Here is a 13,497-nt window from a genome sequence, read left to right as displayed (position 1 = left end):
CGCGGGTTTCTTCTTGGTTGGCATACATGCACCTCTTACTCATGTTATGCCCGAACACAAAATTTCTGACACCCCCGCGGTCAATGCAAGCTTGCAGCTTGCGCTGCTTCATCCGGTTATACTGCCGCACTTCTTATACTGTGGCATGCGGCCCGCTCACCGGGCTCGACATTCCATGCATCACCCGGAGCTTTCATGACTTCCCCGAAACAACCGCCGATCGCCGACGCCCTGAGCGACGAGCAGGCAGAGCTGCCAGACAGCGTCGACTCCAGCGCCGACAGCGAAACCCAAACCGAGATCCCGGCCTTCAAATTCCCGTTCAAGCCGGGTGAGCTGGCGGCCGCCAAGGGTTCCAACCAGCCGTGGTACAAGAACGGCGCCAAGAACGGCCACACCAAGACGCCGGGCATGGCGCCGCCGGGGACTCGTCGGTCGATGGGCAAACGCTGAGTTCTTAAGTCTGCGGTGCCTGATCTGCCGTCTTCGCGAGCAAGCCCGCTCCCACATCTGACTGCATTCTCATGAAAGAACGCGCTCCCCTGTGGGAGCGGGCTTGCTCGCGAAGGGGCCGGAACAGACACCGTAAATCCCGGATCAAACCACCCGCAACGAAATAAACGAGTAATTCGCCGGCGCATCCGTCGCCACTTGCGCACCTGCAGCCAGCACTTGCCCGACAATATCCTCCCCCGACACATGAAGCCGCCACTCGCTGGCCCACTGCGGCAACGTTTGCCCGGCCAGGTCGTCGATGATCGCGGCGAACTCCGCCATATCCGGAAGATAAGCGGTAAACCCGTCGCCCTTCAGCGCCGTCGTGCGAATCCCCAGCAACGCGCAAATCGCATCCTTCATCTGAATGTCATTGCGATCGGCCTGACGGGAACGCTGGATCAATTCCGATAGCTCCCGGTCTACCAGTTCACCGCCTACAATCAGGTCCGGTCCTTTTTCCCACGACTCCGGCGGACATTCCTTCACGGCGATGTTCAGAGGTATGTGCGGATTGATTTCCATCGGATAGATACGGCACACCAGCGGCCGGCGTTCGTAGATGCGACAGAGGTTGTCTTCGTCAAGATTCCGGCAGGGGCCGACATTGTAGGCGGCGAAGGTGATGGCCACGTACGCTTCGGATTCACCACTGCGCACCGCCGCCGAGCGCCGTTCGGCGTGTTCCCGTTGGTGCATCGGCAGACCCAGGCCATTGCCCAGAAAGGCTTCCACCAGCACGATCACCTGACCGCCGTCGGCTGCCCACATCCGGGCTTCGCTCAAGGTCAGGGGCACATGGTGGTCGTTGCAGCATTTGCCGCAGCCTACACAGGAAAACGTCGTATTCATTGAGCGTTCATTCGCATCACAGGGCATGAAACGGCGACAGAATGCCGCCGCAAAGGTCGCTATCGAAGCAAGTTATGCGCCACTCAGTTTGTCTTGCCGGTCGGGTGGATGGAGTCCCATTCGGTGACGTACGCGGTTTTGCTCTTTTTGTTGTACAGGCACAACTCGGTGCCTTGTGCGCCTTTCATGTGCTTTTGCGGGTACTGGCCCTGGAGCAGGAGCGCGGTGTAGCCGACCCGGTCATCGAACTGCGCGGCGTTGCCGACCGGTTTGCTGTCCTTCAAACCGCTGGCCTTGGTGCAGCTGGTGAGTACGGCTTTGTCGTAGGTGGCCCAGGCGTCAGGGCTGGAGGCGTGGGCCAGAGAGGTGAGGGCGGTGAGGCAGAGGAGGATTAGGGTTGCGGGTTTCATGGGGCAGGCATCCTTGGATGTGCAATGGCCAAGGCTAGAGTATGCCTGAAGGATTTGGGGCGGTTGTGCCGGCCCTTTCGCGGGCAAGCCCGCTCCCACAGTGACCGAGTACGACCACAAACTCTGTGCACGACACAGAACCTGTGGGAGCGGGCTTGCCCGCGAAGGCGGCGTATCAGTCCGGAACCGGCTCCCGGCGGACTGCGCGCATCCCGACACTTTCATACAATCGCCGCGCCCGGTGGTTGTCTTCCAGCACCTTCAAATCCACAAATCCTTCGCGCCGTTGCTGGAACACCTTGAACGCCTGCAATAACAAGGCACGCCCCAATCCACGGCCCTGAAACCGTGGATGCACCACCAGATTCTTGATGTAGGCGCTGGTCCAGCACTGGCACACGCCAACGATGCCTTCGGCATCCTGTGCGATGAAACACAGCGCCGGGTCATATTCCGGGTCGGTTTCGAACTGCCATTGCCACATGTCCAGCGCTGCTACGCGACCGCCACCTTCGAGGTAACCGAACTCCATCAAACGGTGCACGGCTGCACCGATTCCGGGATGGTACTCGCTCAATTGCAGGCCGGCTGGCCAATCGGGCGACGGCACGACGACAGAGAGGTCGCGCCGCATCAGCCAGCAGAATTCTTCGTTCAACTCTCAATAACCCTGTTCAGCGACAGCCTTGGCCGCAGTGATCAGGCACTGGGTCAATTCCGGCGAAGAAAATTTGGTCAGCACCGCGTTCGCCCCGGCCAGTCGTGCTTTCTCGGCGTTCATCGCACTGTCCAGCGAGGTGTGCAGCAGTACATAAAGATGGGCGAAATCCGGGGTTTCCCGCAGGGTGCGGGTGAAGGCGTAGCCGTCCATCTCCGACATTTCGATGTCGGAGACGATCAGGTTGATCTGCTGCGCGGTGCCTTGCAGGTCCAGCAGGCAGTCAATGGCTTCCTTGGCGCTGCGGGCCGTATGGCATTGCAGGCCAAGGTTACGCAGGGTGTGCACCGATTGCTGCAAGGCGACCTGGCTGTCGTCGACCACCAGGATGCGCGCGTTGCCGAGCAGCTCGGCGTCTTCCATGCTCAGTTCGGTCGGCGCCATTTCGATTTGTGCCGGGGCAATGCCGTGGATGACTTTTTCGATGTCCAGCACTTGCACCAGGGTGCCATCGACCGACGTCACGCCGGTGATGTAGGCACGCAATCCACCGGAGCCGAAGGGCGGCGGGCGGATGTCGGTGGTCAGACAATGGACGATCTTGCTCACGGCCTGCACGTGCAGGCCCTGCTTGGAGCGGCTGACGTCGGTGACGATCAGGCAGCCACCGTTGGGGTCTTCCAGCGGACGCTCACCAATGGCACGGCTGAGGTCGATCACCGACAGCGAGGCTCCGCGCAGGGTGGCGATGCCTTTGACGTGAGGGTGCGACTCCGGCAGTTTGGTCAACGGCGGGCAGGGAATGATTTCGCTGACCTTGAGCAGGTTGATCGCCATCAGCTTGCCGCTGCGCAAGGTAAACAGCAGAAGCGAAAGTGAGTCTGCGCGGGCTTTGGTGGAGGACATAAGAACCTTCTCAGGAAAAAGGTGACGGGCAATCCCGGGATCGCCATGACTTCGATGCCGGGTTATCGACTTGTTTGCAGCAGGCTTTAACTATTGCGGCGTTCCGACGATGGGGCCTTCACTTCATGCCGAGCCTTTTGGCCATCCGCCCCAGGTTCGCCCGATCCAGGCCTAGCTCACGGGCCGCGCTTGCCCAGTTGTTGTTGTGCCGCTCCAGGCAGGCACCGATCAATTGGCGCTGATAACGCTCGGTGGCCTCGCGCAAATCGCCGGTCACCACTTGCGTGATGGTAGCGACGGGTTGCTCGGCGGCGGCTTCAACGCTGGCATTGGGCAAGTCCAGGTCGGCTGCGCTCAGGCTTAGAATCCTTGGCCGTTCCTCGCAATTGCCCAGGGCTTTCAAGGCGCTGCGGCCGATCAGGTGTTCAAGCTCGCGCACATTGCCGGGCCAGTCGTAGGCCAATAGCGCGGCTTGGGCGTCGCTGTTCAGGCGCAGGCTGTTGAGGCCCATGCGCGAGCGATTCTGCTCCAGGAAGTAACCGCTGAGCAGCAGCACATCGCGCCCGCGATCGCGCAGGGCCGGTACCAGCAGCGGATAAACGCTGAGGCGATGGTAGAAGTCGGCGCGGTAACGGCCGCTGCGCACTTCTTCGGCGAGGTCGCGGTTGGTCGCCGCGATCAGGCGCACGTCGACCTGATGCTCCTGATCCGAACCCAGTCGCTGCAACTGACCGCTCTGCAGCACCCGCAGCAATTTGGCCTGCACGGTCAGCGACAACTCACCGACTTCATCGAGAAACAGCGTGCCGCCATTGGCCAGTTCGAACTTGCCACGGCGGTCGTTCATCGCCCCGGTAAATGCGCCGCGAACATGGCCGAACAACTCGCTCTCCACCAGGGTGTCGGGCAGCGCGGCGCAGTTGAGGCTGATGATCGGCTTGCCGGCGCGGGGCGAGGCGGCATGGATGGCCTGGGCCACCAACTCCTTGCCGACTCCGGTTTCGCCGGTGATCAACACGGTCAGGTCGCTGCCGCCCACCAGGCTGATTTCTTCGACCAGACGCTTGTGGGCCTTGCTCTGGCCAATCATCTCGCGATTCTGCTGGCCGCTGGCCTGGCGGTAGACCTCGGCGCGTTGATGTTCATCTTCGACCCGGTTGTTCAACCGCTCGATGCGCTCGGCGGCGTTGACCGTGGCCGCCGCGAGGCTGGCGAAGGCCTGCAGGGCGTCCAGTTCGATCGGTTCGAAGCGCTCCGGGTCGAGGGCGTCGAGGGTCAGCAGACCCCATGGGCGCTCGTCGATGAACAAGGGGCAACCCATGCAGTCGTGAACTTCCAGACGATCATCCAGGCCATCGACCAGGCCGTCATAAGGGTCGGGCAAGTCGCTGTCGGCAGCGAAACGGGTCGGGCCGGGGCCGCTGAGCAGCGCTTCGAAACGCGGGTGCTCGCTGACCTTGAAGCGTCGACCGAGGGTGTCGGTACTCAAGCCGTCAACGGCCAGCGGCACCAGCCATTCACCATCAAGGCGCAGCAGGGCGGCGGCATCGCACGGCAGCAGGGCGCGCATGGCTTCCAGCAGGCGTCGATAACGCTCGCCCTCGGGCAGTTCGCGGGACAGGTCGGAGACCAGGGGCAGCAGGGCGGTGAGCAGGGGTTTTGCAGTCATAGTGACTCCGTGTAGTCGGTATGACTATAAATCAGACAGTGTCTAAATGACTATCAAGCTGTTAACTTGTTGATTTATAAGTATTAAATAGTTGGCACGAAAGCTGATAAGCATAGGGTAGTTCGTTAGCAACCCAAGAAGACCAGGAGTCACCTTATGCTGAGCGCTCAAGACCGTGCCATCATCAAATCCACCGTGCCGCTGCTCGAAAGCGGTGGTGAGGCGCTGATCACGCACTTCTACCGCATGATGCTCTCCGAATACCCGCAAGTCCGCCCGCTGTTCAACCAGGCCCACCAGGCCAGCGGTGATCAGCCGCGTGCTCTGGCTAACGGCGTATTGATGTATGCGCGCCATATCGACCAGCTCGACCAGTTGGGCGATCTGGTGGCCAAGATCATCAACAAGCACGTGGCCCTGCAGATCCTGCCCGAACACTATCCGATTGTCGGCAGCTGCCTGCTGCGGGCCATCGCCGAAGTGTTGGGCGAAGAGATCGCCACCCCTGAAGTGATCGCGGCCTGGGGTGCGGCCTACGGCCAACTGGCGGACATCCTGATCGGTGCCGAAACCAGCATCTATGACCAGAAGGAACAGGCACCGGGCGGCTGGCGCGGGGCGCGGGAATTCATCGTGGCCGGCAAGGTCGAGGAGAGCGCAGAGATCACCTCGTTCTACTTTGAACCTGCGGACAAAGGTCCGATCCTGGTGGCAGAGCCCGGCCAGTACATCGGCATGAAACTGATCCTCGACGGGGAAGAGATCCGTCGTAACTACTCGCTGTCGGCGCTGGCGAACAATGGCCAGTACCGCATCAGTGTAAAACGCGAGGACGGTGGCCGTGCTTCCAACTTCCTGCACGACCAGTTGCATGTTGGCGCCAGCATCCAGCTGTTCCCGCCATCGGGCGAGTTCATCCTGACCGCCAGCGACAAACCATTGGTGCTGATCAGCGGTGGTGTCGGCATCACCCCGACCCTGGCAATGCTCGAAGCGGCACTGGAAACCCGGCGGCCGGTGCATTTCATCCACTGCGCGCGCAACGGCAGCGTCCATGCTTTCCGCGACTGGATCGATGGCCTGGCCGAGCGTCACCCGCAACTCAAGCGCTTCTACTGCTATTCCGAGGACGACGGCGTGAGTCCGGCGGCGCACAAGGTCGGTTTGTTGAGCCAGCAGCAGTTGAATGCATGGCTGCCGGAGCAGCGTGACCTGGATGTTTACTTCCTGGGGCCGAAAGGTTTCATGGCGTCCATCAAGCGCCACCTCAAGGCACTGGGTGTGCCGGAGAAGCAAAGCCGCTATGAGTTCTTCGGGCCGGCAGCGGCGCTGGAGTAAGGGGTTGCGGCGGCTCGGGGGACCGAGTCGCCTGCTTCGCGAGCAAGCCCGCTCCCACAATTTGATCTGCGTACGACGCGGACCAATGTGGGAGCGGGCTTGCTCGCGAATGCCGCACTGCGGTCCTGAATTGAAAAAAAGCTCGAAAGTTAATCCCTTCTTAACCGCCTTGTCGTCTATTCCCCCCCGAATCCCCCTCACATGCTCCAGACTCTCAAAGGTCCGGGCCAGCGTGTAGACTGGCGGGTAATCGATATCTTGAAGGGAAACGCGATGAGCGATGAATCCATGCGGTTGGGGCGTGAACGGCGCTACCTGGTGTTGTTGGGCATCATTTGCCTGGCGCTGATCGGCGGTGCGCTGTACATGCAAATTGTTCTGGGCGAGGCTCCTTGCCCGCTGTGCATCCTGCAACGTTACGCGTTGCTGCTGATCGCGATCTTTGCCTTCATCGGCGCGGCCATGCGCGGCCGTCGCAGCATCACGGTATTTGAAACCCTGGTGGTGATCTGTGCAGTGGCAGGCGCGGGCGTTGCCGGGCATCACGTCTATACGCAATTCTATCCAGCGGTCAGCTGCGGCATCGATGTGCTGCAACCGATTGTCGATGACTTGCCACTGGCGAAAATCTTCCCGCTGGGTTTCCAGGTCGACGGTTTCTGTTCCACGCCATACCCGCCGATCCTCGGTCTGTCGCTGGCGCAGTGGGCACTGGTCGCCTTCGTGCTGATCGTGGTGCTGGTGCCGTTGCTCACCTCGCGTAACCGCAAAACACTGCGCTGAGGTCATCTGCCGCCGCGCATTGTCGGACAAAAAAGCCCTGGTCCTCGAAGAGAGGGTCGGGGCTTTTTTTGTCTTGCGCAGCACATTTCAGAGGCTGGGTAAAAAGACCGTGACGGGCGGCAATCAAGGGTGCGACACCTGTGCGACATGTTGTCACAGAGCGAGTGCCGCAGAGCGTTCGAGAAGGCCGGATTGGTGCATGGAAAGGTAACGAAATCGGGCTGTTCTGCAGGCTTTCGTTTTTCTCTGTTGTGAGCGCGAACAGGCAGTTTTAACAGGCTCTGGCGAATGGCCGCAGCCCCCGTCATATCGGGCCTTGGGCAAGGTCAAGGGCACAGAGGAAGGACTCGATACTGTCTGAACCGTGGGTGGAAGACCTACTTATTTTGGTGTTTTTGTTGAGAATTAATTTCGATAAGATGCGCCACTTTTGCGAAAACGGTTAATGATTGTTGCCGGTTCGGATAAAAATTATTTCGGGATGAGACATGGTTTATAAAACGTTACATATCTACAATCGCCCGCACTGAATTCCCGGCACTGCTCAAATCTTAACCAGGGGTGAGCAGAAACAGGGTGTCGAGAGGTCTGGTGGCTTCATGCGATGCCCAGGTGTCGGAGCCTCCAACTACCCGCACCAAATGGAATTGGTCTGTAAAAAGGCCTTTGACCACGTATTCGAATAAGAACTCACCGCAGGCCCGGGATTTGTCGTACAGCGTCTGACGCGCGACGGGCATGCCCTTATTCAATCCAAGAAAAATGCCAACCCTTGGCAGGGTGAAGTGTTGGCGATCAAAACCCAACTGCATTGCGCAAGCTGCTTTAGAGGTCGTGAGATGAGTAAAAACAGGTACCCCAGACTACTAGGCTTATTGCCGCTGATCGGCACGTTGTTGCTGTCAGGCTGCAACATGACCTTGCTCAATCCCAAGGGCCAGGTCGGTCTGGACGAGCGAAACCTGATCATCACCGCAACGCTGCTGATGCTGTTGGTCGTGGTTCCGGTCATCGTCATGACCTTCCTGTTCGCCTGGAAATACCGCGCGTCCAACACCAACGCTACCTACACCCCGAAATGGAACCACTCCACCAAGATCGAGATCGCGGTGTGGGCTGTTCCTGTGCTGATCATCATTGCCCTGGGTTACGTCACCTACAAGTCGACCCACGCCCTTGACCCGTACAAGCCGCTGGAATCGGACGTGAAGCCTGTGACCATCGAAGTGGTCGCGCTGGACTGGAAGTGGCTGTTCATCTACCCGGAACAAGGCATCGCCACGGTCAACAAGATCGTGTTCCCGGCGCACACCCCGATCAACTTCAAGATCACTTCCGACGCCGTGATGAACTCGTTCTTCATCCCTGCGCTGGGCGGCCAGATCTACGCGATGGCGGGCATGCAGACCAAGCTGCACCTGATCGCCAACGAAAACGCTGAAATGGACGGTATCTCCGCCAACTACAGCGGCGCTGGTTTCACCGGCATGAAATTCAAAGCGATCGCAACTTCCCAGGAAGATTTCGACGCCTGGGTAAGTGAAGTCAAAAAGGCACCTAAACAGCTTGAACAAGCTGAATACGCAGCCCTTGCCAAGCAGAGCCAGAACAACCCAGTCGAGCTCTACTCCTCGGTGACGCCGAACCTGTTCCAGACCATCGTCGACAAGTACGAAGGCATGAAACCGGGTCCGAAAGTGAAGCACGAGAAAGAAGAGAAAGAAGTGGCCGCTACGCAAGGAATGGACATGAACTCGCATTCAGCTGCCGGGGCAGAGGAGTAAACGATGTTTGGTAAATTAAGTTGGGAAGCAGTCCCGTTCCACGAGCCGATCGTAATGGTGACCATCGCCATGATCGCGCTCGGTGGTCTGGCGCTGTTCGCTGCAATCACCTACTTCAAGAAGTGGACCTACCTGTGGACCGAGTGGTTGACGTCGGTCGACCACAAGAAAATCGGCGTGATGTACATCATCGTCGCCATGGTCATGCTGCTGCGCGGTTTTGCCGACGCCATCATGATGCGTACCCAGCTGGCCATGGCCACCGAGGGTTCGCCTGGCTACCTGCCACCTGAACACTATGACCAGATCTTCACCGCCCACGGTGTGATCATGATCATCTTCATGGCGATGCCATTCTTCACCGGCCTGATGAACCTTGCAGTGCCGCTGCAGATCGGCGCGCGTGACGTTGCCTACCCGTTCCTGAACTCCCTGAGCTTCTGGCTGCTGGTTTCCGGCGTGGTGCTGATCAACCTGTCCCTGGGCGTCGGCGAATTCGCCAAGACCGGCTGGGTTGCCTATCCGCCGCTGTCGGGCCTGCAATACAGCCCTGGCGTGGGGATGGATTACTACATCTGGGCGCTACAGCTATCGGGCCTGGGTACGACGCTGACGGGGGTCAACTTCCTGGCCACCGTGCTGAAAATGCGTACCCCTGGCATGAAGCTGATGGACATGCCGATCTTCACCTGGACCTGCACCTGGGCCAACGTCCTGATCGTGGCTTCGTTCCCGATCCTGACCGCTACCCTGGCACTGCTGACGCTTGACCGCTACATGGATTTCCACATTTTCACCAATGAACTTGGTGGCAATCCGATGATGTACGTGAACCTGTTCTGGGCATGGGGTCACCCTGAGGTGTACATCCTGATCCTGCCAGCGTTCGGTATCTTCTCCGAAGTCATCTCGACCTTCACCGGCAAGAAACTGTTCGGCCACCACTCGATGGTCTACGCATCGGGCGCGATCTCGATCCTGGGCTTCATGGTTTGGCTGCACCACTTCTTCACCATGGGTTCGGGTGCCAGCGTCAACGCCTTCTTCGGTCTGGCGACGATGCTGATTTCCATCCCGACGGGCGTGAAGCTGTTCAACTGGCTGTTCACCATCTACCAGGGCCGTCTGCGTTTCACCAGCCAGGTGCTGTGGACCCTGGGCTTCATGGTGACCTTCGCCATCGGTGGCATGACCGGCGTACTGCTGGCCATCCCGGGTGCCGACTTCGTTCTGCACAACAGCCTGTTCGTGATCGCGCACTTCCACAACGTGATCATCGGCGGTGCGGTATTCGGTTACATCGCAGGTTTCGCGTTCTACTTCCCTAAAGCGTTCGGCTTCAAGCTGCACGAAGGTTGGGGCAAGGCAGCATTCTGGTTCTGGATCAGCGGCTTCTTCGTCGCGTTCATGCCGCTCTACGCTCTGGGCTTCATGGGCATGACCCGTCGCCTGAACGCCACCACCAACCCTGAGTGGGTGCCGTACCTGTACGTCGCCATGTTCGGTGCGGTGATGATCGCTGTCGGTATCGCTTGCCAGCTGATCCAGCTTTACGTCAGCGTGCGTGACCGCAACAAGCCGGAAAACATGTGCGAACACGGCGACCCGTGGAATGCACACACCCTGGAATGGTCGACCTCGTCGCCACCTCCGTTCTACAACTTCGCCGTGCTGCCAAAAGCCGACGTAGTCGACCCGTTCACCGAAGCCAAGGAAAACGGCACCGCGTACAAGGCCCCGGCCAGGTACGAGCCGATCCACATGCCAAACAACACCGCCACCGGTGTGGTCATGGGCGCGCTGTTGACCGTGTTCGGTTTCGCGATGATCTGGCACATCTGGTGGCTGGCAATCGCTAGCCTGGCCGGCACCGTGATCTACTTCGTGATCCACGCGGCCCGTGATGATCAAGGCTATATGGTGCCGGTCGACGTGATCGAGCGCATCGAAGCCGAGCAGCACAAGCGTCTGGTAGCGGCAGGGAAAATCCCGGCCACCGCCACCCGTGTTGAAACCTCGTTGGAACAGGCTTAAACCATGTCGAACTTAGTGACCAATGCTGGACACACCCATGTCGATGGACATGGGCATGATGACCATCACCACGACTCGGGCGAGATGACCGTATTCGGTTTCTGGCTCTACCTGATGACCGACTGCATTCTGTTTGCGTCGATCTTCGCGGCGTACGCGGTACTGGTTAACAACGTAGCGGGTGGCCCGTCGGGCCACGACATCTTCGAACTGCCATACGTACTGGGCGAAACCGCTCTGCTGCTGTTCAGTTCGATCACCTACGGCTTCGCCATGCTGGCGTTCTTCAAGGGCAACAAGAAGCAGGTCCTGGGCTGGCTGGCCATGACCTTCATGTTCGGTGCCGGCTTCATCGGCATGGAGATCAACGAGTTCCACGTACTGATCTCCGAAGGCTACGGCCCTAGCCGTTCCGGCTTCCTGTCCGGGTTCTTCACCCTGGTCGGCACCCACGGTCTGCACGTGACCAGCGGTCTGATCTGGATGGCGATCATGATGTATCAGGTGCAGAAAAACGGCCTGACGGCGACCAACAAGACCCGTCTGAGCTGCCTGAGCCTGTTCTGGCACTTCCTGGACGTCGTGTGGATCTGCGTATTCACCGTTGTTTACCTGATGGGGACTATGTAAATGGCTAACACACACTCCCATGACAGCCACGACGCCGGTCACGGCAGCGTCAAGTCCTACGGCATCGGTTTCATCCTGTCGGTGATCCTGACCCTGATTCCGTTCGGTCTGGTGATGTACCCGACGTTGCCGAAGTCGATCACCCTGATGATCGTCGTCGCGTTCGCAGTCATCCAGGTGCTGGTGCACCTGGTGTACTTCCTGCACCTGGACCGTTCGGCCGCGCAGCGAAACAACGTGATTGCGTTTGTCTTCGCCGCGATCGTGATCGTCCTGCTGGTTGGCCTGTCGCTGTGGATCATGTTCAGCATCCACACGTTCATGATGGCGAAGTGAGGTAAGTCCGCATGTCCCTCAAGCACTTTATCCAAATCACCAAACCGGGGATCATTTTCGGTAACGTGCTTTCTGTGGCAGGCGGATTTTTCCTGGCCTCCAAAGGGCATGTCGATCTGGCCATCTTCCTGGCCGCCATGATCGGCACGTCCCTGGTGGTTGCCTCCGGTTGCGTGTTCAACAACTGCATCGACCGCGACATCGACATCAAGATGGAACGCACCAAGAACCGGGTGCTGGTCCAGGGCTTGATCTCCCTGAAACTGGCCCTGATCTATGCGACCGTCCTGGGTGTCGCCGGCGTTGCCTTGTTGTACAAGGTGGCCAACCCGTTGGCCGCCTTGTTCGCGGTCATCGGCTTCGTGATCTACGTCGGCTTCTACAGTCTGTACCTCAAGCGCAAGTCGGTTCACGGCACGCTGGTGGGCAGTCTGTCGGGCGCCATGCCGCCGGTGATTGGTTACGTCGCCGTAAGCAATACCTTCGACATGGCCGCACTGACCCTGCTGGTGATGTTCAGCCTGTGGCAGATGCCGCATTCCTACGCCATCGCGATCTTCCGCTTCAACGATTACCTGGCCGCATCGATTCCGGTGCTGCCAGTGAAGCGCGGCATCCAGGTGGCCAAGAAGCACATCCTGATCTACATCCTGGCCTTCCTCGTGGCGACTCTGATGCTGACCTTCAGCGGCTACGCCGGCATGAGCTACCTCGCCGTCGCCGCGGCCATGGGCATGTACTGGCTGTACATGGCCTGGACCGGCTACAAGGCAGTGGATGACACGGTCTGGGCACGCAAGCTGTTCGTGTTCTCGATCTTCACCATTACCGCGTTGAGCGTGATGATGTCTCTGGACTTCAAAGTGCCGACGGAGTTGCTGCTGACGTACGCGCCTTAAGCGTCGGATGCTGTAAAAAACCGTCCTTCGAGAGAAGGGCGGTTTTTTTTGCTTTTTGGAAAAGCGATAAACATGTACCGCACTAAATTGTTTGGGTGGTCGATAGTGGAGTGGCGCATTGAGGAGCAACGCGCATAGCCCACAGATGCCAGGAGGCACCATGTTAAATCTCGAACAAACCAAAACCATCTTGAATGCCGCTATCGGTAAACCATACAGCGAGTCACTGCGTGAGGCATTGTCGCAGCTCACTGGGCGCCCTGTTCGCCCAATGGGTTTTGGTTTCGCCGGTACGGCGGATTTACGGCCAGAACGTGTGGCTCTGAACTTCAATGAAGATTTGGTGATCCATTCGTACGATTTTGGTTAAGCAAAAATCCCGCCCCTTAAGAGAAGGGCGGGATTTTTTGTCGGGGGTAATTCAGGTGCTACCGCCAATTTTGAGTTCTACGCCGAATGCCGTGGTCAACTAATTCCGGACACCACAATCCCTGTGGGAGCGGGCTTGCCCGCGAAGGCGGTGTGTCAGGCAACATTGATGCTGGATGTGACGGCCTCTTCGCGAGCAAGCCCGCTCCCACATTGGATCAGTGGTGCCGCCAGTTTTATGTACGACGCTGACCTCTTGTGGGAGCGGGCTTGCCCGCGAAGGCGGTGTGTCAGGCAACATTGATGCTGGATGTGACGGCCTCTTCGCGAGCAA

Annotated in this window: 15 protein-coding genes; 9 read left to right on the top strand and 6 right to left on the bottom strand. The window is 59.0% G+C overall.

Features of this window, described 5'->3' with window-relative positions; genetic code table 11:
- Positions 1-195 precede the first annotated feature (195 nt).
- Entirely contained in the window at positions 196-453 is a 258-nt protein-coding gene (locus AC07W4_RS01840) for a hypothetical protein (RefSeq protein WP_495031291.1), read from the top strand.
- Between the two features lie 144 nt (positions 454-597).
- On the opposite strand, the gene AC07W4_RS01835 is transcribed toward AC07W4_RS01840, so the two are convergent.
- From AC07W4_RS01835 to norR, 5 genes are all read right to left on the bottom strand, one after another.
- Complete coding sequence (locus AC07W4_RS01835) at positions 598-1,347, bottom strand: YkgJ family cysteine cluster protein (RefSeq protein ID WP_495031290.1); 750 nt, start codon at positions 1,345-1,347, stop codon at positions 598-600.
- 83 nt (positions 1,348-1,430) lie between these two features.
- Positions 1,431-1,757 carry a hypothetical protein gene (locus tag AC07W4_RS01830; protein WP_495031289.1) on the bottom strand — a complete coding sequence of 109 codons (327 nt, stop codon included), beginning with the start codon at positions 1,755-1,757 and terminating at the stop codon, positions 1,431-1,433.
- A 175-nt stretch (positions 1,758-1,932) separates the two neighbouring features.
- Positions 1,933-2,391 carry a GNAT family N-acetyltransferase gene (locus tag AC07W4_RS01825; RefSeq protein ID WP_495031303.1) on the bottom strand — a complete coding sequence of 153 codons (459 nt, stop codon included), beginning with the start codon at positions 2,389-2,391 and terminating at the stop codon, positions 1,933-1,935.
- 27 nt (positions 2,392-2,418) lie between these two features.
- Positions 2,419-3,321 (bottom strand): chemotaxis protein CheV, encoded by a 903-nt coding sequence (locus AC07W4_RS01820; protein ID WP_008046758.1) that lies wholly within the window; start codon positions 3,319-3,321, stop codon positions 2,419-2,421.
- 118 nt (positions 3,322-3,439) lie between these two features.
- Entirely contained in the window at positions 3,440-4,990 is a 1,551-nt protein-coding gene (norR, locus tag AC07W4_RS01815; protein ID WP_495031288.1) for a nitric oxide reductase transcriptional regulator NorR, read from the bottom strand.
- A gap of 156 nt (positions 4,991-5,146) precedes the next feature.
- Between norR and hmpA the strand changes: the two genes are divergently transcribed.
- Both hmpA and AC07W4_RS01805 read left to right on the top strand, forming a co-directional pair.
- Positions 5,147-6,328, top strand: a complete 1,182-nt coding sequence (gene hmpA / locus AC07W4_RS01810) for an NO-inducible flavohemoprotein (protein ID WP_495031287.1) — start codon at positions 5,147-5,149, stop codon at positions 6,326-6,328.
- A gap of 273 nt (positions 6,329-6,601) precedes the next feature.
- Positions 6,602-7,111 (top strand): disulfide bond formation protein B, encoded by a 510-nt coding sequence (locus AC07W4_RS01805; RefSeq protein WP_008046753.1) that lies wholly within the window; start codon positions 6,602-6,604, stop codon positions 7,109-7,111.
- 551 nt (positions 7,112-7,662) lie between these two features.
- On the opposite strand, the gene AC07W4_RS01800 is transcribed toward AC07W4_RS01805, so the two are convergent.
- Positions 7,663-7,923 (bottom strand): hypothetical protein, encoded by a 261-nt coding sequence (locus AC07W4_RS01800; RefSeq protein WP_008046752.1) that lies wholly within the window; start codon positions 7,921-7,923, stop codon positions 7,663-7,665.
- Positions 7,924-7,950: 27 nt separating this feature from the next.
- Between AC07W4_RS01800 and cyoA the strand changes: the two genes are divergently transcribed.
- The 6 genes from cyoA (at position 7,951) to AC07W4_RS01770 (ending at position 13,164) form a co-directional block, all read left to right on the top strand.
- Complete coding sequence (gene cyoA, locus AC07W4_RS01795) at positions 7,951-8,895, top strand: ubiquinol oxidase subunit II (RefSeq protein WP_347910721.1); 945 nt, start codon at positions 7,951-7,953, stop codon at positions 8,893-8,895.
- A gap of 3 nt (positions 8,896-8,898) precedes the next feature.
- Positions 8,899-10,929: a cytochrome o ubiquinol oxidase subunit I gene (cyoB, locus tag AC07W4_RS01790; protein ID WP_008046750.1), complete on the top strand. Its 2,031-nt coding sequence runs from the start codon at positions 8,899-8,901 to the stop codon at positions 10,927-10,929.
- Between the two features lie 3 nt (positions 10,930-10,932).
- Entirely contained in the window at positions 10,933-11,559 is a 627-nt protein-coding gene (locus AC07W4_RS01785; protein WP_008046749.1) for a cytochrome o ubiquinol oxidase subunit III, read from the top strand.
- Positions 11,560-11,895, top strand: a complete 336-nt coding sequence (gene cyoD, locus AC07W4_RS01780) for a cytochrome o ubiquinol oxidase subunit IV (RefSeq protein ID WP_008046747.1) — start codon at positions 11,560-11,562, stop codon at positions 11,893-11,895.
- A gap of 11 nt (positions 11,896-11,906) precedes the next feature.
- Positions 11,907-12,794, top strand: coding sequence for a heme o synthase (cyoE, locus tag AC07W4_RS01775; protein ID WP_008046745.1), 888 nt, complete (start codon positions 11,907-11,909; stop codon positions 12,792-12,794).
- A gap of 160 nt (positions 12,795-12,954) precedes the next feature.
- The gene (locus AC07W4_RS01770; protein WP_495031286.1) at positions 12,955-13,164 is read left to right on the top strand and encodes a hypothetical protein; all 210 of its coding nucleotides are present in this window, start codon (positions 12,955-12,957) and stop codon (positions 13,162-13,164) included.
- Positions 13,165-13,497 lie beyond the last annotated feature (333 nt).

The organism is Pseudomonas sp. GW821-FHT02A08 (assembly GCF_059422045.1).
The sequence above is the reverse complement of the archived record's forward strand: the minus strand, read 5'-3'. Positions and strand labels throughout refer to the sequence as shown.